Source organism: Kribbella pratensis, from assembly GCF_004366075.1.
In the GTDB taxonomy this organism is placed as follows: domain Bacteria; phylum Actinomycetota; class Actinomycetes; order Propionibacteriales; family Kribbellaceae; genus Kribbella; species Kribbella pratensis.
In genome coordinates this window covers 2626336-2650128 of record NZ_SODU01000001.1, presented here as the reverse complement: position 1 = coordinate 2650128, position 23793 = coordinate 2626336, and the positions used below count along the sequence as shown (strand labels likewise).

The 23793-nt window shown below is 68.5% G+C and carries 22 protein-coding genes; 14 read left to right on the top strand and 8 right to left on the bottom strand.

Annotated elements, in window-relative coordinates; translation table 11 throughout:
- Positions 1-44: 44 nt before the first annotated feature.
- Positions 45-773, top strand: coding sequence for an SDR family oxidoreductase (locus EV137_RS12705; protein ID WP_134128702.1), 729 nt, complete (start codon positions 45-47; stop codon positions 771-773).
- Between the two features lie 106 nt (positions 774-879).
- On the opposite strand, the gene EV137_RS12700 is transcribed toward EV137_RS12705, so the two are convergent.
- Complete coding sequence (locus EV137_RS12700; RefSeq protein WP_134001328.1) at positions 880-1428, bottom strand: NUDIX hydrolase family protein; 549 nt, start codon at positions 1426-1428, stop codon at positions 880-882.
- A gap of 14 nt (positions 1429-1442) precedes the next feature.
- Positions 1443-2084 (bottom strand): helix-turn-helix domain-containing protein, encoded by a 642-nt coding sequence (locus EV137_RS12695; RefSeq protein ID WP_134128700.1) that lies wholly within the window; start codon positions 2082-2084, stop codon positions 1443-1445.
- 118 nt (positions 2085-2202) lie between these two features.
- Between EV137_RS12695 and EV137_RS12690 the strand changes: the two genes are divergently transcribed.
- Together EV137_RS12690 and EV137_RS12685 are read left to right on the top strand one after the other, a co-directional pair.
- Complete coding sequence (locus EV137_RS12690; protein ID WP_134128698.1) at positions 2203-2964, top strand: phytanoyl-CoA dioxygenase family protein; 762 nt, start codon at positions 2203-2205, stop codon at positions 2962-2964.
- A gap of 29 nt (positions 2965-2993) precedes the next feature.
- Complete coding sequence (locus EV137_RS12685) at positions 2994-4226, top strand: MFS transporter (RefSeq protein WP_134128696.1); 1233 nt, start codon at positions 2994-2996, stop codon at positions 4224-4226.
- Here the strand turns inward: EV137_RS12685 and EV137_RS12680 are convergent, their stop codons facing one another.
- Complete coding sequence (locus EV137_RS12680; protein ID WP_238175255.1) at positions 4227-4976, bottom strand: hypothetical protein; 750 nt, start codon at positions 4974-4976, stop codon at positions 4227-4229.
- A gap of 55 nt (positions 4977-5031) precedes the next feature.
- On the opposite strand from EV137_RS12680, the gene EV137_RS12675 reads away from it, so the two are divergent.
- Entirely contained in the window at positions 5032-5676 is a 645-nt protein-coding gene (locus EV137_RS12675; RefSeq protein ID WP_130382015.1) for an IclR family transcriptional regulator, read from the top strand.
- A gap of 112 nt (positions 5677-5788) precedes the next feature.
- Here the strand turns inward: EV137_RS12675 and EV137_RS12670 are convergent, their stop codons facing one another.
- Positions 5789-6277, bottom strand: coding sequence for an Lrp/AsnC family transcriptional regulator (locus tag EV137_RS12670; protein WP_134001318.1), 489 nt, complete (start codon positions 6275-6277; stop codon positions 5789-5791).
- A gap of 148 nt (positions 6278-6425) precedes the next feature.
- Here EV137_RS12670 and hppD point away from each other — a divergent pair, with 148 nt between their 5' ends.
- From hppD to EV137_RS12635, 7 genes are all read left to right on the top strand, one after another.
- Positions 6426-7628, top strand: coding sequence for a 4-hydroxyphenylpyruvate dioxygenase (gene hppD, locus EV137_RS12665; RefSeq protein WP_134128694.1), 1203 nt, complete (start codon positions 6426-6428; stop codon positions 7626-7628).
- 183 nt (positions 7629-7811) lie between these two features.
- Entirely contained in the window at positions 7812-8285 is a 474-nt protein-coding gene (locus tag EV137_RS12660) for a DUF2690 domain-containing protein (protein ID WP_134128692.1), read from the top strand.
- 56 nt (positions 8286-8341) lie between these two features.
- The gene (locus EV137_RS12655) at positions 8342-9718 is read left to right on the top strand and encodes an FAD-binding oxidoreductase (RefSeq protein WP_134001312.1); all 1377 of its coding nucleotides are present in this window, start codon (positions 8342-8344) and stop codon (positions 9716-9718) included.
- Positions 9719-9879: 161 nt separating this feature from the next.
- A complete protein-coding gene (locus EV137_RS12650) occupies positions 9880-10473 on the top strand; it encodes a hypothetical protein (RefSeq protein WP_238175254.1) in 594 nt (197 codons plus the stop codon).
- A 47-nt stretch (positions 10474-10520) separates the two neighbouring features.
- Entirely contained in the window at positions 10521-11186 is a 666-nt protein-coding gene (cseB, locus tag EV137_RS12645; protein ID WP_165546781.1) for a two-component system response regulator CseB, read from the top strand.
- Positions 11187-11189: 3 nt separating this feature from the next.
- The gene (locus tag EV137_RS12640; protein ID WP_134001310.1) at positions 11190-12449 is read left to right on the top strand and encodes a HAMP domain-containing sensor histidine kinase; all 1260 of its coding nucleotides are present in this window, start codon (positions 11190-11192) and stop codon (positions 12447-12449) included.
- A 70-nt stretch (positions 12450-12519) separates the two neighbouring features.
- Positions 12520-12933 carry a hypothetical protein gene (locus EV137_RS12635; protein ID WP_134128690.1) on the top strand — a complete coding sequence of 138 codons (414 nt, stop codon included), beginning with the start codon at positions 12520-12522 and terminating at the stop codon, positions 12931-12933.
- Positions 12934-12984: 51 nt separating this feature from the next.
- Here the strand turns inward: EV137_RS12635 and EV137_RS12630 are convergent, their stop codons facing one another.
- The 3 genes from EV137_RS12630 to EV137_RS12620 form a co-directional block, all read right to left on the bottom strand.
- Positions 12985-16746 carry an endo-alpha-N-acetylgalactosaminidase family protein gene (locus EV137_RS12630; RefSeq protein WP_134128688.1) on the bottom strand — a complete coding sequence of 1254 codons (3762 nt, stop codon included), beginning with the start codon at positions 16744-16746 and terminating at the stop codon, positions 12985-12987.
- Between the two features lie 178 nt (positions 16747-16924).
- Positions 16925-18139, bottom strand: coding sequence for a fumarylacetoacetase (gene fahA, locus EV137_RS12625; protein WP_134128686.1), 1215 nt, complete (start codon positions 18137-18139; stop codon positions 16925-16927).
- Complete coding sequence (locus tag EV137_RS12620) at positions 18136-18984, bottom strand: hypothetical protein (protein ID WP_134128684.1); 849 nt, start codon at positions 18982-18984, stop codon at positions 18136-18138. Before EV137_RS12620 ends, fahA begins: the two co-directional genes overlap by 4 nt.
- A 74-nt stretch (positions 18985-19058) precedes the next feature.
- Here EV137_RS12620 and EV137_RS12615 point away from each other — a divergent pair, with 74 nt between their 5' ends.
- Positions 19059-20252, top strand: a complete 1194-nt coding sequence (locus tag EV137_RS12615; RefSeq protein WP_134001300.1) for a homogentisate 1,2-dioxygenase — start codon at positions 19059-19061, stop codon at positions 20250-20252.
- A gap of 23 nt (positions 20253-20275) precedes the next feature.
- Positions 20276-21004 (top strand): hypothetical protein, encoded by a 729-nt coding sequence (locus tag EV137_RS12610; RefSeq protein ID WP_238175253.1) that lies wholly within the window; start codon positions 20276-20278, stop codon positions 21002-21004.
- Here the strand turns inward: EV137_RS12610 and EV137_RS12605 are convergent.
- Positions 21001-21801 carry a polysaccharide deacetylase family protein gene (locus tag EV137_RS12605; RefSeq protein ID WP_202870903.1) on the bottom strand — a complete coding sequence of 267 codons (801 nt, stop codon included), beginning with the start codon at positions 21799-21801 and terminating at the stop codon, positions 21001-21003. The genes EV137_RS12610 and EV137_RS12605 overlap by 4 nt on opposite strands.
- A gap of 114 nt (positions 21802-21915) precedes the next feature.
- Between EV137_RS12605 and EV137_RS12600 the strand changes: the two genes are divergently transcribed.
- Positions 21916-23766: a bifunctional metallophosphatase/5'-nucleotidase gene (locus tag EV137_RS12600; RefSeq protein ID WP_134128682.1), complete on the top strand. Its 1851-nt coding sequence runs from the start codon at positions 21916-21918 to the stop codon at positions 23764-23766.
- Positions 23767-23793: the final 27 nt, after the last annotated feature.

Genomic DNA, 23793 nt, shown 5'->3' with positions numbered 1-23793 from the left:
GCCGACTCTGCCTGATCGCAGCGGACCACCAGAGGGTGGATGTCATGAATACGACGAAGATCGCGCTCGTCACGGGCGCCAACAAGGGCATCGGCAAGGAGATCGCACGGCAGCTCGGGCTGGCCGGGTTCACCGTGCTGGCCGGGTCGCGGGACCTGCACCGCGGCGAGCTGGCGGTGAAGGAACTGGTTGCCGAGGGCCTCGATGTGGTCGGGATCCAGCTGGAGGTGACGGACGAGACCTCGGTGCGGGAGGCGGCCGATCGCGTCGCGGCGGAGTACGGGCGGCTCGACGTACTGGTCAACAACGCGGCGATCATCCCCGCGGGCGACGACGCGGTGTCGCGGATCGAGCCCGCCGTACTGCGGTCCGCGTTCGAGACGAATGTCCTGGGGGTGGTGGGCGTGACGCAGGCGTTCCTGCCGCTGCTCAGGAAGGCCGAGGCGGCGCGGGTCGTGAACCTGTCGACGTCGCTGGCGTCGTTCGCGCAGGTCGGCGATCCGGAGTCGCGGCTGTCGACCGTGCTCACGCTCGGCTACAACGCGTCGAAGGCGGCGGTGAACATGGTGACGGTCATGCTCGCCAACGAGCTGCGCGGCACCGGCATCCTCGTGAACGGCGCCGACCCCGGCAACTGCGCAACCGACATGGGCGGCTGGACCGCCGCTCGCACCCCCGCCCAAGGCGCAGCGGTCGCCGTCAGCCTCGCAACGCTCGGCTCCGACGGACCAACCGGCCACGTGTACGCCGAGGAAGGCCGCCTCCCCTGGTGAGCCCGGCGACCTTTCGTGGGTCTACCCACCAGATGCAGGGTTCGCCCACCAGATCCCGGGCGCAAACCCAGCATCTCGTGGGCTGACCCACCTGAGTGCGTGCGAGTCAGACGATGGCGCCTGACCAGGCCAGCGCCTGCTTGAGCAGGAGGCCGCGGCCGCCCTCCATGTCGTTGAGCAAGCTAGAGGACAGCGCTTCCTCGGGGGTCAGCCAGGTGAGCTCGAGCGCGTCTTGGCGTGGGTTGCACTCGCCGGTGACGGGGACGACGTACACGAGGGCGACCGCGTGCTGGCGCGGGTCGTGCAGCGGGGTCATACCGGGGAACGGGAAGTACTCCGCGACGGTGACCGGGACCAGCGTGGCAGGGAGCCGCGGGAAGGCGGCCGGGCCGAGGTCCTTGACGATGTTGCGCTGCAGCGCGTCGCGGAGCGACTCGTTGTGCAGCACGCGGCCGGAGACCAGCGTGCGGGTGATCTCGCCGGTCGCGGGGGAGGTCCGGAGCAGGACCCCGATGTGCTCGATCTGGCCGGAGGTGTCGACGCGCACCGGAACGGCCTCGACGTACAGGATCGGTACCCGCGTGCGGGTCTCCGCGAGTGCGAACTCGGACAGCCAGCCAGGATTCGGATCAGGCGTTTGCAGCGACGACGTCATACGCACATCTTTGCTTACGGTCTGAAAGCGGATCGGTACCGGGAGGGGCTGAGTCCGAATGTCGAGCGGAATCGTCGGGTGGCGTGGCTCGGGTCGTGCCAGCCGACCATGGTTCCGATGGTGCTGACCGGTAGTTCGGTCTCGATCAGGAGGCCGGCGGCGCGCTCGGCGCGGATCCGGTTCAGGTAGGCCATGGGGGACAGGCCGACCGACTTGCCGAAGAGCCGGATCAGGTACCCCGGCGCGAGGTTGACGCGGGCCGCGAGCTGATCGAGGGTCCAGGGTTCGGCGAGATCGGACTCCAAGAGGCGCATCGCGTGCTGCACCGCCGGATGGGCCGGAGCTCCGAGAGATCCCGGCACGAGGGCACCGGACAGCAGGCCGAACACATCCGGCCCGAGATACGCGTTCCGCACCACGAGGTCCTCGCAGTCGACGTACCCGTGCCACTCACCAGGCCGCAGTACGACGACCGAGTCCGGCGCCAGCGCGACCTCGCCGGCCGCCGACACGTGCGTGCCCCGCCCGGCCACCACGACCGCGATCTCGAAGAACGCGTGGCTGTGCGGCGCGACGTCCGCGACCACCTCGAGCCGCTCGCCGGCCACCGGCAACCGCGGGTCCGGGAAGACCTCGCTGCTCAGCACGTTGTGCATCCGGCCTCCAGGAGGTCAAGATCGGTCAACTCATGGTCAACCACCGCCTGTCCCCGGACCGAGGCAACCGCGACGCTGGAAAGACCTTCCAGGCCACCGGAATCCGAGGAGAACGCCGATGACCACGACCGACCCTACGGCACCCGCCACCGTCGACGAAGAGACCATTTCCGCCTACCACCGCGACGGCGTCGTCCGGATCCGGAACATCATCGGCCGCGACGAGGCGGCCCGGTTCGCCGAAGCCGCAGTCGCTGCGACCACGCAGGCCGACGACCTGTTCAAGGAGTCGAAGATCTTCAACCAGTACGTCAACGTCTGGCAGCAGAACGACGTACTGCGGGAGCTCACCCTGGATCCGCGTCTCGCCGCGGCGGCGACCGCGCTGGCCGGCGTACCGCTGCGGATCTGGCACGACCAGCTGCTGATCAAGCCGCCGCACAACGGCGCGGCGACCGAGTTCCACCAGGACGCGCCGTACTGGCCGCACGCCGGTTCGCGAGCCTCGTTGTCGGCGTGGATCGCGCTGGTGGACGTGCCGGTGGAGCGTGGCTGTATGACGTTCATCCCGGGCTCGCAGGACCACCAGGACCTGCGGCGCCAGGACCTGTCCGACCGCGACGACCTGTTCCGCGCCGCGCCCGACCTGCGCTGGGAGGAGCGCCTGACGATCCCGCTGCAGGCCGGCGACTGCACGTTCCACAACGCCTACCTGGCGCACTCGGCGACACCGAACTTCACCGACGACCCGCGGATCGCGCACGTCAACATCTACTTCGACGCCGAGGCGACGTACACCGGCGCCGGCCACGTGGTCACCGACGGCCTCGGTCTTACGGTCGGCGAACCGCTCACCCACCCGCTCTTCCCGACTGTTTAATTTTTCACGTTGTGACATAAGTTGTCTGCGTGCGTCTGCTCACCGACCTCCGCCCGCTGCGTGAGTCCGCCGACTTCCGGCGGTTGTGGATCGGGTCGACGGTGTCGCAGCTCGGTCAGCAGATGACCGCGGTGACCGTCTCGATCCAGGTGTACGCGCTGACGCACTCGACGTTCGCGGTCGGGCTGGTCGGCCTGTGCTCACTGGTCCCGCTGATCGTCTTCGGGCTGTACGGCGGTGCGATGGCCGACGCGATCGACCGCCGTACGCTCGCCCTCGTCTCGTCGACGGGACTGTGGCTGCTCTCGATGGTCCTGGTGGTGCAGTCGCACTTCGACTGGGCACAGGTCTCGGTGCTGTACGCCGTGGTGGCCTGTCAGTCGGCGTGCTTCGCGGTCAACAACCCGGCCCGGTCCGCGATCATCCCGCGGCTGATCCGGCCCGAACTGTTGCCGGCCGCGAACACGCTCAGCCAGGCCGCGTTCAACCTGGGCTTCACCGCCGGACCACTGCTCGGTGCGGCGGTGATCGCCTGGCACGGGTTCGCGGCGGCGTACCTGGTCGACGTGATCACGTTCACCGCCGCGCTGTACGCACTGTTCCGGCTGCCGCCGGTGCCTCCGACCGGCGCGGTACGGCGGGCCGGGCTGCGCTCGGTGCTGGAGGGGTTCACGTTCTTGCGCGCCGCGCCGGCGTTGCTGGCGACGTTCCTCGCGGACATCTTCGCGATGGTGTTCGCGCAACCCCGGGCGCTGTTCCCGGCCGTCGCGGGCGCGTTCTTCGGCGGCGGCGTACGGACCGTCGGTCTCCTGCAGGCCGCGCCCGCGATCGGGGCGCTGATCGGGGTGATCTTCTCCGGCTGGGTGACCCGGGTACGCCGTCAGGGCGTGGCGATCGTGCTGGCGATCACGGCGTACGCCGCTGCCGTCGGACTGTTCGGGCTGTCCCGGACGATCTGGCTGGGCGTCGCGCTGCTCGCGCTGTCCGGGGCGGCCGACATGGTGAGTTCGGCGTACCGGAACACGGTGCTGCAGTCCGCGGCGCCGGACGCGATGCGCGGCCGGCTGCAGGGGGTGTTCATCGTGGTCGTTGCCGGTGGCCCGCGGCTCGGTGACTTCGTCGCCGGTACGACGGCGTCGCTGACGAGCCCGACCGTCGCGTTGCTCGGCGGTGCCGCGGTCTGCGTCACCGGGCTGCTGATCCTGCTGGCGCGGAACCGGCCGTTCCGGGTCTACGACTCGCAGACCCGCGAGCTCAGCTGATCAGCCGCCGGTCGCCAGCTTCTTCAGGACCGTGAACCAGGAGTCCATGTCCGGGTTGATCTCGCTCACCGGCTCGTCGTCGACGGTCACGATCTTGCGGTCGCCGAGCGGCTTCTTCAGCTTGATCGGGGTGATCGACATGTTGCTGTCCTCCGGACAGGGCGCGTCGGCGTCGACGACCACCATGATCTTGTCGTCGAGTTGCTGGACGCTGAGGTCCGACGCGCACTTGCCGACGGTGCCGAACAGCAGGTCGGCCTCGTCGTACTTGGGGGCGTTCTGGATCCACTTGAGGTACTTCGGCTTCTTCCCGTCCACCCGCTGGTAGTACTTCACCGGCTGCGGGCTCTTCTCGTCGGGCGGGCGCGAGCCGTCGCCGATGAACGTGCCGTAGATCATGTCGATGCACGGATCCTTGGTGTCCGGGCCGTCGATCGCCCCGAACGCGCGGGCGGCCTTGTAGCAGCCGACCGCCTCGCGGTTCAACGAGATGTTGAAGCCGATCAGCGCGACCGCTCCGACGACCATCGCGATCGCCAGCATCCGGCGGGACTTCAGCTGCTGCGGGCCGAGGATGCCGGCCGCCCGGCGGGCCTCCTCGGGGGTGGCGTCGGCCGGCACCGCCGTGGTGCGGAACATCGCCGTGATCGAGCTCGTCCACTGCGGATTGATGATGGTCGGAACGGCATAGACCAGGATCAGAACGACGATCACGACGACAGCTGGGAGCAGCGACCAGTAATTTCGCACGGCAGCAAGATACGGGGCCATCGGGCCGCGCCCGGATAACGGATACTCTTTCTAGATGCCCGCCGAGACCTCGCAGACGCTCGACCGGGGGCTGACCGTCCTCGAGTTGCTGGCGGACGCCCCTGACGGGCTGTCCATCACCGAGCTCGCCGCGGCGCTCGGCGTCAGTCGCACGGTCGTCTACCGCCTGGTGAACACGCTCGAATTGCACAGGCTCGTACGCCGTGACAGCGAGGGCCGCGCCCGGCTCGGTCTCGCCGTACTGCACTACAGCCGCCGCGTGCAGCCCACGCTGCGTGACGCTGCGCTCCCGGTCCTGCGCTCGCTCGCCGAGGACACCGGCGCCACCGCGCATCTGACGGTCGCGGACGGTGAGGAGGCCCTCGCGATCGCGGTCGTCGAGCCGAGCTGGACCGACTACCACGTCTCCTACCGGATGGGTTCGCGGCACTCGCTCGACCAGGGCGCCGCCGGCAAGGCGATCCTGGCCGGCCGCCGCAAACCCGACCCCGCAGGCCGTCCCTTCGTCGTCACCTCCGGCGAACTCCAGGCCGGCGCCCAAGGCGTGTCCTCGCCCGTCCTGGGCGTCCCCGGCGTCGAGGCCTCCATCGGCGTCGTCGTCCTCGGCAAACTCGACCGCGACTTCGTAGGCCCCCGAGTAGCCCGAGCCGCAGTAGAAGTAGCCAAACGCCTCGCCTGACGCGGACGCCCCCACCCAATTTGCCTGGCTGACCAACCAATTTGCCTGGCCCACCAGCCAGATCGGGGGTTCGTGACCCTGGTTGAGGGTCACGAACCCCGCATTTGCCTGGTCAGCCAGGCAAATGGGGTTGGGGTTTGGTGGCCGCGTCGACCAGCGGGAGTACTCGGTGGGGGATCTGTTCGGCTAGTGCGATGACTGTTGAGGCGCGCTGGATGCCTCGGACGATGACTACCTGGTCGATCACGCGTTGGAGGTCGGCGTTCGAGCGGGCGACGATGCGGCACCACAGGTCCTCGGCGCCGGTGATGGTGTGCACCTCGAGGACCTCGGGGATGCGGGCGAGCGCCTCGGCGACCGTGGTGTGCCCTGAGCCCTGCTCGATCTGCAGCGTCGCGAACGCCGTCACCGGGTAGCCGATCGCGCTCGTGTCGATGTCCGGCCCCCACCCGCGCACCACGCCCTCGCGCTGCAGCCGGTCGAGCCGCGCCTGCACGGTCCCGCGCGCGACCCCCAGCCGGCGCGACGCCTCCAGTACGCCGACCCGCGGCTCGGCCGCGAACAACCCCAGGATCCGGGCGTCCAGCGCATCGACCGTCATGGCCAACCTCCCGAGATGGTCAGACTGACCAAATAGTCCAGCAACATCCGCAGCATACTGCACAGGTTGTCCAGCTAAACAAGGAACTGTTGCGCAACCTGCGCCCACCTACCAGGCTCGGCTGCACGATACCGACGCAGGAGGCCCCATGACCAGCACCGACCTCACGCCCGCAGAGCTCGACGCCGATCTCGACCTCGACCAGCTGAAGCAGCTCGTCGGCCTGGTGCCGTACGACGAGAGCACCGACCCGTTCCCGGTCACCGCCATGGACGCGGTGGTGTTCGTGGTCGGCAACGCCACCCAGACCGCGAAGTGGTACCAGCTCGCGTTCGGGATGGACCTCGTCGCGTACTCCGGTCCCGAGACCGGCTCCAAGGACAGCAAGGCGTACGTCCTGAAGGCCGGCTCCGCCCGCTTCGTCATCTCCGGCGGTGTCAGCCCGAAGAGCACGCTGCTCGACCATCACCGCAAGCACGGTGACGGCGTCGCCGACCTCGCCCTCGAGGTCCCGGACGTCGACAAGTGCATCGCGCACGCCCGCAAGGTCGGCGCCGTCGTCCTCGAGGAGCCGAACGACGTCAGCGACGAGTACGGTACGGTCCGCCGCGCGGCGATCGCGGCGTACGGCGACACCCGCCACACACTGATCGACCGGAGCAAGTACGACGGTCCGTACCTGCCCGGCTTCGTCGCGGCGGCCACCAAGGTCACCCGCCCCGAGGGCCACCCGAAGCGGCTGTTCCAGGCCGTCGACCACGTCGTCGGCAACGTCGAGCTCGGCAAGATGGACGAGTGGGTTGCCTTCTACAACAAGGTGATGGGCTTCGTGAACATGGCGGAGTTCATCGGCGACGACATCGCCACCGACTACTCGGCGCTGATGAGCAAGGTCGTCGCCAACGGCAACCACCGGGTCAAGTTCCCGCTGAACGAGCCGGCGGTGGCGAAGAAGAAGTCGCAGATCGACGAGTTCCTGGAGTTCTACGACGGCGCCGGCGCGCAGCACATCGCGCTCGCGACCAACGACATCCTGCGCACCGTCGACATCATGCGGGCCAACGGCGTCGAGTTCCTGAACACCCCGGACTCCTACTACGAGGACCCCGAGCTGCGGGCCCGGATCGGTGAGGTGCGGGTGCCGATCGAGGACCTGCAGTCGCGCGGCATCCTGGTCGACCGGGACGAGGACGGCTACCTGCTGCAGATCTTCACCGCGCCGATCGGCGACCGCCCGACGGTGTTCTACGAACTCATCGAGCGGCACGGCTCACTCGGCTTCGGCAAAGGCAACTTCAAGGCGCTCTTCGAGGCCATCGAGCGCGAACAAGAGCGCCGCGGCAACCTTTGAGAGGGTGCCTGAGCACCCTCTAGACCCGGTTAAGCGGGTAACCGACGCCCAGAACCTTGCCGGTAGCAACTGCATACGGCGTGTCGCCGTCCGATTACCGGAATGACTGTCCGGGCAGGCTCCGTTCGCGTAGTGTGCCTTCCTGAGTGTGCGTCGGGGCGTGCACTCAGGAAGGGTTTCGTCATGAAGACACTGAGCATTCTGCTCAGCACCGCCGGCCTGGCCGGCGTGGGCGCGATCGCGTTGTCGGCCCTCCCGGCCGAGGCGGCCACGGCCGCCAGTTGCTCGGGCGCGAGGTCCATCGCATCGGCGCCGATGCTGCGTAACCATCAGCCGCCCAGCTGGGGAACGGTCCGGCTCGTCCGGGACAGCTGCTACCAGTACTGGGCCGAGATCACCATGGCGTCGCCGCTGGTGGCCAACGCGAAGGCCAACGCCTTCCTGGTGCAGTACGGCGGCGGCAACAACGGCCGGGTGCTCAGTTGCGACAGCAGCGGCGGCAACGGCTCGGTGATCCAGGGCCAGCGCACCTGCCGGACACCGAAGGTGAAGGCGACCGCCGGCAGCATCACGTTCGCCGCCATCGGCCGCGAGTACCACAACTACGGCGGCGGCTACGAGGAGATCTCGGAGAACGCCACCAAGCGCACCCGCTGAAAATGGTAGGCGGACTGGGGCGCGCAGTACCGCGGAGTATTCATTAGGCTCGACTCATGAGTGAGGTTGTCGAGCAGCTGCGTCAGGTGCTGCCGCCCGAGGCGCTGGTGACCGATCCGGACCGGATGGAGAGCTACCGGTACGACCGGGCGATGTTCTGCCCGGCCGGGGTGCCGCTCGCCGTCGTCCTGGCCCGGGAGACCGCGCACGTCCAGGCAGCGGTGCGGATCGCGGCCGAGGCCGGCGTACCGATCGTGCCGCAGGGCGCGCGGTCCGGCCTGTCCGGAGCCGCCAACGCGCTCGACGGCTGCATCGTCATCTCGCTGGAGAAGATGGACCGGATCCTGGCGATCGAGCCGATCGACCGGTATGTCGTCACGCAGCCGGGCGTCTACAACGCCGTCCTGTCCCGCGCGGTCGCCGAGCACGGGCTGTTCTACCCGCCGGACCCGTCCAGCTGGGAGTTCTGCTCGATCGGCGGCAACCTGTCCACGAACTCGGGCGGCCTGTGCTGCGTGAAGTACGGAGTGACCACGGACTACGTGCTCGGCCTGGAGGTGGTGCTCGCCGACGGCCGGGTCCTGCGGACCGGGCGGAAGACCGTGAAGGGCGTCGCCGGGTACGACCTGGCGAAGCTGATCGTCGGCAGCGAAGGCACGCTCGGCATCATCACCGAGGCCACCCTGGCGCTGCGCCCGGCCGCCGCGAAACCGAAGACCATGGCCGCCCTGTTCGGCTCCGGCGTCGAGGCCGGGAACGCGATCCTGGAGATCATCCGCAGCGGCGTCTCGCTGAGCCTGCTGGAGATCATGGACCGGACCACGATCCGCGCGGTCAACAAGTACAAGCGGATGGACCTTCCCGACGAGGCAGCCGCGATGCTGATCGCGCAGTCCGACGCGGGCGGCGAGGCGGGTGCGGCCGATGTCGCCGCGGTGGCCAAGCTGTGCCGCGACCACGGCGCGCTGGAGTGCATCGAGGCCGAGGACGACGCCGAGGGCGAGCTGTTGCTCGAGGGCCGCCGGGCCGCGCTGACCGCGCTGGAGGAACTCGGTACGACGATGATCGACGACGTCGCCGTACCGCGCTCGCGGCTGGCCGAGTTCATCGGCCGGGTCGAGGAACTGTCGGCCGAGCTGGACATCACGATCGGGGTCCTCGGGCACGCCGGGGACGGCAACATGCACCCGACGGTCGTCTTCGACCAGACCGATCCGGCGCAGGCCGAGCGGGCCCAGGTCGCGTTCGACCGGGTGATGGAGATCGGGCTGGAGCTCGGCGGCACGATCACCGGCGAGCACGGGGTCGGGGTCCTGAAGCGCACCTGGCTGGCCGAGGAGATCGGGCCGGTCGCACTCGACGTACACCGGGCCATCAAGAACGCCCTGGACCCGAAGAACCTGCTGAATCCGGGGAAGGTCGTCGCCGGGTGACCCGCTGACCGACCCTTGAGTGATGCTGTGACGGAACCGCAATACAACTGCCGGGGCCACTCGACGTCCGTGCCCGTCGAATGTGACGTCCGGCCGAGACCATGGAAGTGAGGACGTGTTCGAATTCGCGGGGGGACTTGATGCAGGGTAGGAGGCGCCCGATGGGTCTGTGGCGCCGTACCGTGCTGCCTGCCGTCGCCGCGGTGGTCGCGACGATCACGCTCGCCGCCTGCGGGAACGGCGGCGGGCTGCGCGTCGAGGGCCCCGAGTCACCCCCTCCGGCGACCCCGACGCCGTCGGTCGCGTTCGGCAGCACCTCGCCGCACGCCCAGCGGACCCCGGTAGTGGCCGTCGACCTGTACAAAGTCCGTGCCCGGCTCCTCGCCGATCGGCACCTGTCGAGCTACTCGCGGACAGTCCTTTCGAATTGCACCGTGATTTCGCGTTGCCTCAGCAGGGGTAAGACCGTTGATGTATTGCACAGCGGTACACCTCAGCAGATCGTTCTGATCCATACTCTGGAGAAGTTCGTCTTCGGTATCTTCCTGATCGCCGTCGAGCCGACCGGCCCGCGACCGATCTGGAACCTGGACGTCGAGCAACCGACCGTGAACGCCAGCCCGCAAGGTGACCTGGTGGTCGAGTCGAAGATCTTCGCGATCGACGACCCGGTCTGCTGCCCGTCCGGCCGGCGGGTCGAGGTCTACCGTTGGAACGGGCGGCAGATGATCAAGGTGAGCTCGACGGACCAGTAGGGAGACTGAAGTTCGTGGTACCGGAAGAACCGGCAGCGCGCATTCTCATGGTTGAGGACGACGCGGTGATCCGTGAGGCGACGCAGTTGACCCTCGAGCGGCACGGCTACGACGTGACCACGGCCGAGGACGGCCTGGAAGCGATCGAGCGATTCGAGAAGATCCATCCGGACGTCGTGATGCTCGACATCATGCTGCCCGGACTGGACGGGATCTCGGTGTGCCGACGGATCCGTGAGACCAGCACGGTCCCGATCGTGATGGTGTCGGCGCGCGGAGACGCCCTCGACGTCGTCCTCGGCCTGGAGGCCGGCGCCGACGACTACGTGACCAAACCGTTCGACACCCAGGTGCTGGTGGCACGGCTGCGGGCGGTGATGCGGCGCGCGGTCTCGGACCCGGAGCGTCCGGCACCGGCGGCCGGCTCCGGCGTGGAGTCGTTCGGCGACCTCGAGCTGGATCGGGAGGCGCTGGAGGTACGGCGCAGCGGACAGACCGTCCAGCTGACGCCGACCGAGCTCAAGCTGCTGATCGAGTTCGCGAACAACCCCGGTGTAGTGCTGAGCCGGTCGACGTTGCTGCAACGGGTCTGGGACTACGAGTGGGGTGGCGACGGCCGGCTGGTCGACGTCCACCTGCAGCGGCTCCGGACCAAGATCGGTGCCGACCGCATCGAAACCGTCCGGGGCTTCGGGTACAAGCTGCGGGCCTAGTAGATGGGACTGCGCGGCAAGCTCGGCCTCATCTTCCTGCTGGTCTCCGCGCTCGCGATCCTGGTGCTGTGCGTCGCGGTCTACACCCAGGCCCAGTCGGCCCGGCTGGACCGGACGCGCAGCTTCGCCGACGAGCGGATCCAGCTCGCGGCGCAGAGCTACGACACCAACGACGTACCGGTGTTCGGGGCGAAGCTCGACGATCCGGACCTGCCGCCGCAGTTGCGGGAGGCGGTGCTCCAAGGCAAGCGGGCCACGTTCAAGACCGGGTCGCCGCACGCGAAGATGTGGGCGGCGGTCGCGGTCAAGGACGGCAAGGTGCTCTCGATCGAGCAGGACTACGAGAGCACCGACGACTCGATGAAGGCGTTGCAGCAGGCCCTGATCCTCGGCGGGATCGGCACGGTCGCGCTGGTCGCGCTGGTCAGCGTGATCCTGGCCGGCAGCCTGTCCAAACGGATCGTCGCGGTCGCGGGCACGGCCCGGCGGATCGCGGCGGGTGACCTGGACGCGTCCGCAGCCGAGGCCGTTGGCAAAGGCAAGGACGAGGTGCAGTCGTTGGCAACCGCTCTCGACACGATGGCCAGTTCGCTGCGCGGCCAGCTCGAGGCAGAGCGACGCTTCACCGCGGACGTTGCCCACGATCTGCGGACGCCGGTGACCGGGCTGACCACCGCCGCCGAGCTCCTGCCGCCCGGCCGCCCCAGTGAACTGGTGCGCGACCGGGCCAAGGTGCTGCGGCGGCTGGTCGAGGATCTCCTGGAGATCGCCCGGTTCGACTCGGGCGTCGAGCAGGCCGATCTGGAACTGGTCGGGCTCGGCGCGTTCGTGGGCTCGGCGGTCGGGCGGTTGCGGATGCAGCAGTCGCTCGCACCGGACAGCGTGATCGTGCGCCAGACCGGGCCGGACGAGACGGTGTCGACCGACTCGCGGCGGATCGAGCGGATCCTGGCGAACCTGATCGTCAACGCGTTGCGGCACGGCCGGCCGCCGGTCGAGGTCACGGTCAGCGGCCGGACCGTCGAGGTCGTTGATCACGGCAACGGTTACCCCGAGGAACTGATTGCCGAGGGCCCGCGCCGGTTCCGGTCCGGGATGGCCGAACGCGGCGCCGGGCACGGCCTCGGCCTGACCATCGCGGTCGGGCACGCCAAGGTCCTGGGCGCCGAGCTGACGTTCGGCGCTGCGCCTTCAAAAGATGGATCTGGCGGCGGCGCCCTGGCCCGCTTGGTACTTCCGCCCGGACCTGAGACGGAGTCGTAACACAACCTTTCCAGCGGCCACCGCGTCTTCCCCTCCGTAACACCAACAAAACGAGGGGAAACCAGACATCATGCGTGCACAGTTCATCCGCCGTTCCGCCGCCGTCGTCGCCGGTCTCGCACTGGCTGCCGGGGGCCTCGGTATCGCCGGCGCCCTGCAGGCCAACGCGGCCGGTACGTCGAACACCGCGGTCAGCACAACCGCGGTGGCCAGGTCGATCACGATCAAGGCGGCCGGCACCTACGTCCCGCTGTGGGCGAAGGTCCCGCTGACCGGCAAGACCACAGGCATCGCGAAGGGCACTGTCGTCCAGGTGCAGCGTCTGCAGAGCGGCAAGTGGGTGAACTTCCCGGCCACCACGAAGGTGACCAGCAAGGGCACCTACTCGGTCTGGGTCGCCAGCGGCCGTGCCGGGGTCAACAAGTTCCGCGTCGTCGCCGCGAAGACTGCGAGCCCGTCGGTCTCCATCACGTACGTCAAGTGATCCACGCGGCGGCGCCACTCCCAGGGGCCGGGAGTGGCGCCGCTGCGTTGTTCAGTGCGTGCCGTACACGTTGAACTCGGCGGCCGATCCGAAGACCGCGCCGTTCAGAGAACTGGTGCCGACGAACTTCACGTACCGTCCGGGCTTCGCGGTGAAGTCGACCCGCTGTACGGCGGTGGAGTTCGGGAACTGCCCGGTCGCAACCGGCGTACCCCAGTCCTGCCCGTCCGCGCTCACATAGATCTCGTACCCCTTGAACATCCCGTTCGTGCCACTCTGCCGCGGCAGGTAGCCGAACCCATTCACCTGGTACGCCGACCCGAGATCGAGCGTCATGTAGTGCGGGTAACCGGCCGGCGTACTGACCTCGGACCAGGCGGAATGCCAAAGAGTACTGGGGTTTCCGTCCAGTGCCGAGGTCGCGGCACCACCCGTGGCGACATCCTCACTGCTCACGTCGGCCACCTTGATCCGCGACTGCGGAACGATCCCCGGTGGCAGCACGGTGGCCTCCGCACTGATCGTCGCCTGCCCACCCGTCGCAGTCACCGGGTACTTGCCTTCCGGCGTACCGGCTGGGGGAGTCACGTCCCACGTAGTCGACACACTGGTGCCTGCGGCAACGGTCGCGTGGGTCGCCGGCGTGGTCGCCGTGACGGTCCAGCCGTCCGGTGCGTTCAGACCCAACGTGATGTTGCTGGCGGCCACCACGTCGTTGTTGGTGAACGTGGTGGTGACGGTGTTCGCTTCACCGGAGACAAGCCCGGTGAGGCCCGAAACCGCGACCGAGGTGCAGTCCGCCGGCTGCGACGTCGTACCGAGATCGGTCACGGCGAAGTTGTCCATGACGAAGTCGCTCTGATCGCCGCCGTCGGTGAGCTTGCGCAGTCCGACCCAGTAGTCGCCACCGCAACCGGCCACGAGCTCCTGGTTGAAAGTCGCCTTTGTCCGCTGCTCGCCGATCGGCGTCGCCTTGACCTCCACGGACGCGGGCCGGTCGACACCCTGGACCCACGCGTACTGACCGGCGCGACCGCTCTCGTAGTCGAAGCTGACCTTGTACTTGTGGCCCGGCTGGAAGTTCACCGTCCACGGCGCGGTTCGGTAGACCAGCCCTTCGTTCTCCTCATGCGACTTGAGCGACCAGTTGCCGTCGAGTACGTCGTCGACCAGCTTCCCGTTCCAGCCCGCCTGCGTGTACGGCGCGTGCTTGGGAGCGAGCACTGTCCGCGGGTCGGTGACACCACCGGCATCGCCCTTCACGAACGGCCCCCAGCCCTGGTCGACGTGCTCGAAGTCGTCGACCAGCCCGGCCGCGGGCGTGGTCGTTTCGACCACCCGCACATCGTCGAGACGAACCCGCGCGGCGCCTGCGGCGGCCCCGATGGTCAGGTCGGCGGTGCTTCCCTTGGCCTGGAACACGACCCGGACGCGCTGGTAGTACGCCTCGTGTTTGTCGTCGGCGGCAACCATGTTCTGCGCCGTCGATCTGATGACCTGGTTGCGGGCGCCGTCGATGCTCACCGTGGTCGGACGGGACTTGCCCGGCTCCACCTCGATCCAGGCCGAGGCGCTGTAGGTGCGACCTCGGGTGAGGCCGGTGAGCTGCTGCCGAATCGATGATGCCTTGGTGCCGAGTTCGGCGACGTGCTGACCGTTCTCGAGGGTGCCGATCGTCGCGTTACCGCTGATGTTCCAGGCCGCGAGGTTGCCGGCGTTGAAGCCGGGATCCTTGACGTGCGAGCTCTCGCCCCAGTTCGCGGGCCGCGGCGTCGGCGCCGTGTCCGGGTAGACGACGTACGGCTGGCCGGCCTTCGCGTCGAGGCTGATGCTGCCGTTGCGGACGGGCGCGGTGGCGACCTTGACCCGGCCGGTGTCGGTCAGCTTGTAGACGGAGAAGGACCGGGTAGCGGCGAACCCCGCGGGCACCTGCCAGGTGGTGTGGCCGCCTGCCGGGTTGTAGTGGTACAGCTTCTTGTTGTCGTCCCACGGCAGCAGGTACTTGTCGCCGTCGAGCACCTTCGCGTTCCCGGCGTACACCGTGCGCTTGCCGTTCTCGACCGCGCCGTGGACACCGCCGGTGAACATGATGTCGCCGCTGTTCCAGTCGAGAATCTTCTGCTGCTGCAGGAACTTCGCGGGCAGGTTGCGCTGCCAGATGTTGGTGTAGAACGCGTTCCAGTCGGTCTCGCCGGTCCAGCCCTCGAACTCGACGATCGCGGTCTGGCCGAGGATCGGGTCGTTGTTCCAGACGTCCTTCTCGTGGTTGCGGACGAACCGGATGATCTTGCTGTTCAGGCCCTTGTTGGTGGGGCCGCCGTAGTCGAGGTCGTTGGCCCAGTGCGACCAGAGCGACGTCCGCTCGTGCCGGTCGGCCCACTCGGTGGCGATCTGCCAGCCCTGACCGGCGAGCTGCCGGGACAAGCCGTCGGCGAGCCAGCCTGACTGGTAGTACACGTCGATGTACAGCTCCTGCAGGTTCTTGTCGGTCTCGTTGCGGAGCTGCTCGAACCGCTTCACGATGTTGCCGGAGGCAAGATCCGGGCGCTGCTTGATGTAGTAGCTCTGGTTCAGCCAGTTCCAGCCCTTGGCGTTCTTGTCCACCAGGTCCTCGCTGAACGCGTTCGCCTCCGGGTAGGACTCGGTCGCGTTGACGTGGACGCCGAACGCCGCGTTCCAGGACTTGCCCTGCTTGAGCAGCGTGTTCAGGTCGGTCAGTCCGCCGGCGCGGGTGTTGTAGTTGCCGCCGTAGTCCGGGTGGGCGGAGTCGTGGCCTTCAGCGCCGTACCCCTTGAGGACCGCCATCTGACCGAGGCCGTCGGTCGCCAGCGAGATCCGCTTGACGTCGTCGAGCGTCCGCAGGAACGGGTGCGTGGCCTGACTGGCGAAGTTGAACGGGATGTGCGTGATCACCCGGTTCTTGACCTGGTCGCCGCCGTTCGGCTCGGTCATGATCGAGCGGAACGCGACCGCGCCGTCCTCCCAGTCGACCGTCCGGTCGTTGTTCGTGTCGGGGGTGACGACAACCTTCGCCCAGGGGAGCGGTTCGGTGTACGGCGACGTGTCGGCACGGTAGGTCCATTGGCCGCTCCACACGCCGACACGCGTACTGCCGTCGGCGACCTTGCGGGCGCGGTGCCAGAACCGGGCGCCGTCGTCGACCGATGGCCCGGACGGCTTGTCGTACACGGAGTTCGACTCGATGCCCGCCGCGAGCCCGCTGGTGTTGACGAACGCGTACGTCGCTCCGGTCGCGGCCGTCTCGCCCGGCGTGCTCGCGGTGACCGGCGTGATCTTGTCCGCGGTCCGGGTCGAGTCCGGGTCCAGCGTGGTGAACGCAGTCGTCGCGCCAGCGTCAGTACTCGCTACTGATACCAGGTCGTGGTCCGGAATGTCGATGGTGTGCACGCGACTCGTTTCGGTGTCACGCACCGCGTCGATCGCGAACTTCGTCACCCGCCCCGTCACGCTCAGGCTCGCGTCCAACTCGACGCCGGGCAGCGCGTCGAAGGCCAGCGTGTACGACGCTCGCCCGCCGTCGACCGTCGGCGACGCGGCGAGATGCGCGGTGCGGGCCACGCCGTCGATCGTGACCGTCGAGATCGCGTCCGGCTGACCCCCGAGGGCCTGCCCGGAGGCGTTGTCGACGTACTTGACCACCCGGGGAAAGTCCGCCCCGACGGTGACCGTCAACTCGCTCGACCGCAGCGTCAGATCGCCGTCCGTGCTGTCGGCGTGCGCACCGGAAGGCACGCTCAGCACACCGGCGGCCAGGGCTACAGCCAGTACTCCACACCCCACTGAACGTTTCATGCCGACGAAGTTCGCACGTAAGCGCTAACTCGTCAAGAGAAACAAACACTAATGAACAATGTTCCCTCGCCTCCGTGCCCGAAGAACCCACTTTGGGCTCGCACCAACCGTTTCGAGCGGCCGCAGATGGTTGGTGGGAGCTCAAAGACGGGGTGATGAGAGGCGGGGTGGAGAGGGGTCAGGCTGGTGGGGTGCGGGCGGGGGTGATCCGGCCGGTGACCTCGCCTAGGCCGAGGCGGGTGCCGTCCGCGCACTGCGCCCAGGCGGTGATCGTGACCTCGTTGCCGTCCTCGAGGAACGTGTGTTCCTTCCCGTCGACGATCAGCGGCTCGCGGCCGCCCCAGCTCAGCTCGATGAACGAGCCGCGCTGGTCCTTGGCCGGCCCGCTGACGGTCCCGGACGCGTAGAAGTCGCCGGTGCGGACGCTGGCGCCGTTGACGGTCATGTGCGCGAGCATCTGCGCGGGCGACCAGTAGAGATCCTTGTACGGCGGGGTGCTCACCAGGTGACCGTTCAGGAAGACCTCGAAGGTGATGTCGAAGTTCGTCAGGCTGTTCCCGCTGAGGTAGGGGAGGACGGGCGGGTCCTGCGCCGGGAGCGGGACTGCAGCGGCCGCGAGCGCGTCGAGCGAGACGACCCAGGGGGAGATCGACGTGGCGAAGGACTTGCCGAGGAACGGGCCGAGCGGCACGTACTCCCAGGCCTGCAGGTCGCGCGCGGACCAGTCGTTGACGACGACCACGCCGTACACGTGCTCCTCGAAATCCTCAACAGGAACAGGCTTTCCGAGTGTTGACGGCGTACCGACGACGTAGCCGAGCTCGACCTCGATGTCGAGCCGCTGGGACGGGCCGAAGGTCGGCGCCGCCGCGTCCGGGGGCTTGCGCTGACCGGAGGGGCGGACGATGTCGGTGCCGCTGGCAACGATGGTGCCGGCGCGGCCGTGGTAGCCGACGGGCAGGTGCTTCCAGTTCGGCAGCAGCGGCTCGGAGTCCGGGCGGAACAGCCGGCCGAGGTTCGATGCGTGCTGTTCGGAGGCGTAGAAGTCGACGTAGTCGCCGACCTCGAACGGCAACTGCATCGTCACCGCGGACTGCGGGATCAGGTGCGGCTCGACGGTGTCCCGGTCGTTCTCGTTGCGGACCAGGTCGAGCAGCCAGTTCCGGGTTGCGCGCCAGGCCGGGCGGCCGAGCGCGAGGAACGCGTTCAGCGTCGGCTCCGCGAACAGTTGCGCGCCGTCCAGCATCTGCGCGGACGCGACCGGTGCGAGGTCGATGAGCTGGTCGCCGATCGCCGCACCCACCCGCGGCTCCTCGTCACCGTGCCGGAACACGCCGAGCGGCAGGTTCTCCGGCCCGAACGGCGAACCGTCCGGGATGTCGATCCAACTCATGCCATCAACCCCAACGTTGTGAGGTCCTGCCGTGGCACGTCGATGCTGCAGGAGCCGAACGACGTGAACCACCGGCGCGTGCTCGCTGCCTGATCGTCGGACAACTCGCGCGCCCGCGCCGCCAGAACCTCACCGTCCCGCTGGCCGAGTAGCTCGACCAGTTCGTCGTGTGTGGCCCCGTCGAGCGACGCCCGGGTCGCGAGCAGGACGTTGAGGAACCCGTGGTGCTCGAAGCCGGTGTCCTCAGCGGTATGCCGGACCGCGTTGTGCAGACCGGCTGTGCACTTGAAGGCCACCTCGCGGTCGAGGCAAGCAGTGATGAAGGACGCCACTTGGCCGGCCGACGGGAACAGCGCGGCGTCGAGGCCGCCGGTGCGGAGTTTGGCGGCGTACCCGGCGTCGGCGACCACGTCGAGCGCGCGCTCCCACGCTCCGTCCAGGCCGACCTCGACGTACGCCGTCTCCTCGTCGAGGCAGTCGTCGCACGCGCGGACCACGCGCAGCGCGTTCCGGGACAGGTCGTCCTCGTCGCGCAGCCGGACCTCGACCGCGGTCACCTCGACGTCCTTCGAGCGGTCGCCCCAGCGGATCACGGGCTCGATCCCGCCGGCGCCGCCGGAGATCACCACCGCGACGCGGAGCGGCGCCGTGCCGGTGCGGGCTGCCTCGGCGGCGACCTTCATCAAATCGTCGTCCGTGCACACGAAGGTGCCGACCAGGTCGGCGTACGGCGACCGGCGGTGGACGTGGTGGGCCGCGACGGCCTCGGGCAGCGGCAGGTCGCCCGGCGGGAACATCGAGGCGTCGTCGACCAGGTGCCGGTACAGCGCAGGGACGGTTGACATGGGTGGAAGCCTAACGGATGCTTTCGGTAAGCGGACGCATGCGTCCGGATAACGTACAAGCAGGAGTGGCGGAGATGGCGTTCTACCGGCAGGTCGGGGATGTTCCACCGAAGCGGCACACGCAGTTCCGGAAACCGGACGGCGGGCTCTACTACGAGGAGCTGATGGGCGAGGAGGGGTTCTCGTCGGACTCTTCGCTGCTGTACCACGCCGGCGTACCGTCCGCGATCGTCGATTCCCAGGTGTGGGACCTGCCGGATCTCGCCACCGTCCCGAACCACCCGCTCACGCCACGGCACCTGAAGCTGCACGACCTGTTCACCGACACGTCGAAGTCGAACGCCGTGGAGGACAGGCGGCTCGTGCTCGGCAACGGTGACGTCCGGATCTCGTACGTCGTGGCCGAGCAGCCGTCGCCGTACTACCGGAACGCGATCGGCGACGAGTGCGTGTACGTCGAGAAGGGCTCGGCGACCGTGGAGACCGTGTTCGGCGTCCTGAACGCGGTCCAGGGCGACTACGTGATCATCCCGCGCTCGACCACGCACCGCTGGCTGCCCGGACCGGAGGGCGTGCACGCGTATGCGATCGAGGCCAACTCGCACATCGCGCCGCCGAAGCGGTACCTGTCGCGGTACGGGCAGTTCCTCGAGCACTCGCCGTACTGCGAACGCGACCTGCACCCCACCACCGAGCCGCTCGTGGTCGAGGGGACCGACGTCGAGGTGCTCGTCAAGCACCGCGGGAACGGGGCCGGCGGCATCGTCGGCAGCAGGATGACGTACGCGACGCACCCGTTCGACGTGGTCGGGTGGGACGGCTGCCTGTACCCGTACACGTTCAACGTGAGCGACTTCGAGCCGATCACCGGGCGCGTGCACCAGCCGCCGCCCGTGCACCAGGTGTTCGAGGGGTACAACTTCGTGGTCTGCAACTTCGTGCCGCGGAAGGTCGACTACCACCCGCTGTCGGTGCCGGTGCCGTACTACCACTCGAACGTCGACTCCGACGAGGTGATGTTCTACTGCGGCGGCGACTACGAGGCGCGGAAGGGCTCCGGGATCGGGCTCGGGTCGATCTCGCTGCACCCCGGCGGGTACGCGCACGGCCCGCAGCCGTCGGCGATCGAGGCCTCGCTGGGCGCCGAGCGCTTCGAGGAGCTGGCGGTCATGGTCGACACCTTCCGCCCGCTCGAACTCGGCGAGGGCGGCCAGGCCGTCGACGACGGCGTCTACGCCTGGACCTGGGCGGGTCGCCGCAAGTCGTAGCGGTCTGTGGGATTCTGTCCCCTGTGAGTGAGGACGGGGACGTAGCTTCACAGGTTTCAGAGGTCAGTACTGCAGAGGACAGTACTGCAGAGGTCGGTACTGCAGAGGTCGGGCCGGAGGTGCAGGTGCCGCCACGGGAGCCGGGGCAGTCGTTGGTGGTCGGGATCGACCGGGACGCTGTGCTGCGCCGGCGTGAGGTGGTGCGGACCGTCGAGCGGCGCGGCGCCTGGGTGACGCTGGCGCTCGGCGCGATCGGGATCGTGGCCGCGATCTACGCGCTGATCGCCTTCCGCGGCTCCGGGATGTGGCCGTTCGCGCTCTTGCTGATCGTGGCGATGATCCCGTTGGTACTCAGCACGGTTCTGGTCTACCGCCTGCAGGCCGAGCGGGTTGAGTGGTACGACGCCAACGAGCTGCCGCCCGTGGCGATGCGGATCTCCGCCAAGGGACTCGAGCTGGCCTGTGACGGCGCTGCGTTCCCCGTCGTGCTGCCCTGGGCAACCGTCCGCGGCTTCACGCAGCACAAGCTGCTCGGGCAGTACATGCTCGACCTGGCCCTGGTCCGCGGCGTCGGCGCGACAACGGCCGGTGTCCGCGGCCTCGACCAGCCGTCGGTCCGCAGCGTCGTGAAGCCGAACCCGCTGCTGCGCCCCACCGGCATGTTCCTGGTCAAGGCCCTCGACCAGCCGGTGCACGTCATCGACGAGGCCATCAAACACTTCTCCGGCGGCGCCGCAGGCATCGCGCGCTAGCAGGGCAGTGCGCGGTACGTGTAGCCGAGCTTGGTGAGTTTGGTCAGGGCTCGGTCGAGGGCTGCGACCGTCTGGGAGCGGTTGCCGCCGCCGTCGTGCACCAGGATGATCGCGCCGGGACGGGCCCCGACCATGATCGCGTGCTCGATGCTGGCGGCGCCGGGCTTCTCCCAGTCCTTGGTGTCGACGTCCCAGAGCACCTGCCGCTGGTGGTAGGACGCGGCGATGGCCTCGATCTTCGCGTTCGTGGCACCGGTCGGCGGCCGCAGGCACTTCGACTTCACGCCGGTGGCGATCTCCTGCCGTACCTTCGCGTCCGGCAGCAGGGTCAGCGTCTTGTGGTCCCAGGTGTGGTTGCCGATGGTGTGCCCGGCGGCCCGCTCGGCGGCGATCAGTTCCGGGTACTGCGCCACCTGGATCCCGAGCACGAAGAACGTCGCGTGCGCCTTGTGCTTGCGCAGTAGCTGCAGAACCTTCGGGGTCCACTCGTGCTGAGGGCCGTCGTCGAAGGTCAGGTAGAGCACCTTCCCGTGCGCCGCCAGGTTCCAGTCGTCGGCGGGCGGCTTGGCGACCGGGGGCTTGGCGGGCTGCGCGGGTTGTCTGGGCTGTTTCGTCGACGAAGGTTCGCCCCGCTTGGACGTGACCGTCGTACCCAGCAGTCCGTGACCGGTCGCCGGGGAGACGGGGGCGGCGGCGGACGTGACGGAGTGGTCGGAGGGCGTGGCGGCTTGGGCGAGGACGGCACCGCAAAGGAGGGCGGCGACCAACGGCAGAACTTTGCCGGGCGGCTTGGTCATGAGGGGCATCTTCTCGCGAGCGTGGGGCCATTCGTTCACGGGGTGGGGGTGTGTCGGCCGTATCGTGTGCCATCGGGCCGGAGATCCCGGCGTACGGACCTGTGAGGCGGGGCGATGACGGACAGCGGTGAGCGGACGAGCATGACACGACGTACGGTGATCGGCGGCGCGGCGGCGTTGGCCGCGGCCGGTTTCCAGGCGGTCCCGGCGTACGCGGGTGACGATCGCGGCGGGCCCGGGAAGACCGTCCGGCTGACCGTGATGGGCACCACCGACCTGCACGGCAACGTGTTCAACTGGGACTACTTCAAGAACACCGAGTACGACGACAGCGCGCACAACGACATCGGCCTGGCCAAGATCTCCACGCTGGTCAGCGCGGTCCGGGACCGGATCGCCGCGGACCGGCGCGCGCCGCGCCCGCTGCTGCTGGACGCCGGCGACACCATCCAGGGCACGCCGCTGGCGTACTACTTCGCGAAGATCGAGCCCATCACCGGCGGTCACACACACCCGATGGCGGCCGCGATGAACCGGATCGGGTACGACGCCGCCGCGCTCGGCAATCACGAGTTCAACTACGGCCTCGACATCCTCCGCAAGTTCCAGCGGCAGCTGCGGTTCCCGCTGCTCGGCGCGAACGCCCAGGACTGGACCACGGGCCTGCCGGTGTTCCCGCCGTACACGCTGAAGCGGGTACAGGTGCCGGGCGAGAAGCCGATCACGGTCGGCATCCTCGGCCTGACCAACCCGGGCATCGCGATCTGGGACAAGGCGAACGTCGAGAACAAGCTGAAGTTCGGCGGCATCGTCGAGCTCGCGAAGATCTGGGCACCGCGGGTCCGCCAGGCCGGCGCCGACGTCGTGATCGCCTCCGTGCACTCGGGGATGGACCTGTCCTCGTCGTACGGCGACGCGCTGCCGTACCCGGAGAACGCGTCGGTGCTGATGGCCGAGACCGTTCCGGGCATCGACGCCGTCCTGGTCGGCCACGCGCACCTGGAGATCCCCGAGCGGCTCGTCACGAACAAGACGAGCGGCGAGCAGGTGGTGCTCAGCGAGCCGCTGAAGTGGGGCATGCGGCTGTCGCTGTTCGACCTCGACCTGCAGAAGGTCCACGGGCAGTGGAAGGTCGTCGGCCGGCACAGCCAGGTGCTGAACGCGAACACCGTCGACGCCGACCCGGACGTCGTGGCGCTGCTGCAGAAGGACCACGACAAGGTCGTCGAGTACGTGAACTCGAAGATCGGCACGTGCACCGAGGCGATGTCCGCGGCGACCGCGCCGTGGGAGGACACCGCCGCGCTGGACTTCGTGAACTTCATCCAGGCCGACGCGGTCTCGAAGGCCCTCGCCGGTACGCCGCAGGCGTCGCTGCCGGTGCTGGCGATCGCGGCCCCGTTCAACCGGGCGGCCGCGATCCCGGCCGGCGAGGTCTCGATCCGCGACGTCGCCGGGCTTTATGTCTTCGACAACACGCTGCTCGCGGTGACGATGAGCGGTACTCAGATCAAGGAGTACCTGGAGTTCTCCGCGCAGTACTTCAAGCAAGTGACCGGCACCGGGCCGTTCGCTTCCGACCAGGTCACCAACGCGCCGACCCCGACCGCGCCGAACGGCACGCCGGACTACAACTACGACATCCTCGGCGGCCTGTCGAAGCCACTGACCTACAAGATCGACATCGCCAAGGCGCCCGGCGCGCGGATCACGGACCTCGCGTACAACGGCACGCCGGTGGCCGCCGACCAGCAGTTCGTTGTCGCGGTCAACAACTACCGCCAGTCCGGCGGCGGCAACTTCCCGCACGTCAAGACCGCCCCGGTCGTCTACAACCGTCAGGTCGAGATTCGCCAGCTGATGATCGACTACGTCATTGCCACCGGCTCCGTAGACCCCAACACCTTCCACACCGGCGACTGGTCGCTCGTCTCCAACGGCTCCCCGATCACCGTCACTCCCTGACACCGCGTCGGCTTCTGCGAGTGGCTG

Excerpts from the sequence above, each read along its gene's own strand:
- EV137_RS12600 (WP_134128682.1), top strand. The coding sequence starts at position 21,916 with ATGACGGACAGCGGTGAGCGGACGAGCATGACACGACGTACGGTGATC.
- EV137_RS12690 (WP_134128698.1), top strand. The coding sequence starts at position 2,203 with ATGACCACGACCGACCCTACGGCACCCGCCACCGTCGACGAAGAGACC.
- EV137_RS12630 (WP_134128688.1), bottom strand. The coding sequence starts at position 16,746 with ATGAAACGTTCAGTGGGGTGTGGAGTACTGGCTGTAGCCCTGGCCGCC.
- EV137_RS12700 (WP_134001328.1), bottom strand. The coding sequence starts at position 1,428 with ATGACGTCGTCGCTGCAAACGCCTGATCCGAATCCTGGCTGGCTGTCC.
- EV137_RS12705 (WP_134128702.1), top strand. The coding sequence starts at position 45 with ATGAATACGACGAAGATCGCGCTCGTCACGGGCGCCAACAAGGGCATC.
- EV137_RS12605 (WP_202870903.1), bottom strand. The coding sequence starts at position 21,801 with ATGACCAAGCCGCCCGGCAAAGTTCTGCCGTTGGTCGCCGCCCTCCTT.
- fahA (WP_134128686.1), bottom strand. The coding sequence starts at position 18,139 with ATGAGTTGGATCGACATCCCGGACGGTTCGCCGTTCGGGCCGGAGAAC.
- EV137_RS12695 (WP_134128700.1), bottom strand. The coding sequence starts at position 2,084 with ATGCACAACGTGCTGAGCAGCGAGGTCTTCCCGGACCCGCGGTTGCCG.
- EV137_RS12620 (WP_134128684.1), bottom strand. The coding sequence starts at position 18,984 with ATGTCAACCGTCCCTGCGCTGTACCGGCACCTGGTCGACGACGCCTCG.
- EV137_RS12640 (WP_134001310.1), top strand. The coding sequence starts at position 11,190 with ATGGGACTGCGCGGCAAGCTCGGCCTCATCTTCCTGCTGGTCTCCGCG.
- EV137_RS12660 (WP_134128692.1), top strand. The coding sequence starts at position 7,812 with ATGAAGACACTGAGCATTCTGCTCAGCACCGCCGGCCTGGCCGGCGTG.
- EV137_RS12615 (WP_134001300.1), top strand. The coding sequence starts at position 19,059 with ATGGCGTTCTACCGGCAGGTCGGGGATGTTCCACCGAAGCGGCACACG.
- EV137_RS12635 (WP_134128690.1), top strand. The coding sequence starts at position 12,520 with ATGCGTGCACAGTTCATCCGCCGTTCCGCCGCCGTCGTCGCCGGTCTC.
- EV137_RS12655 (WP_134001312.1), top strand. The coding sequence starts at position 8,342 with ATGAGTGAGGTTGTCGAGCAGCTGCGTCAGGTGCTGCCGCCCGAGGCG.
- EV137_RS12675 (WP_130382015.1), top strand. The coding sequence starts at position 5,032 with ATGCCCGCCGAGACCTCGCAGACGCTCGACCGGGGGCTGACCGTCCTC.
- EV137_RS12650 (WP_238175254.1), top strand. The coding sequence starts at position 9,880 with ATGGGTCTGTGGCGCCGTACCGTGCTGCCTGCCGTCGCCGCGGTGGTC.
- cseB (WP_165546781.1), top strand. The coding sequence starts at position 10,521 with ATGGTTGAGGACGACGCGGTGATCCGTGAGGCGACGCAGTTGACCCTC.
- EV137_RS12670 (WP_134001318.1), bottom strand. The coding sequence starts at position 6,277 with ATGACGGTCGATGCGCTGGACGCCCGGATCCTGGGGTTGTTCGCGGCC.
- hppD (WP_134128694.1), top strand. The coding sequence starts at position 6,426 with ATGACCAGCACCGACCTCACGCCCGCAGAGCTCGACGCCGATCTCGAC.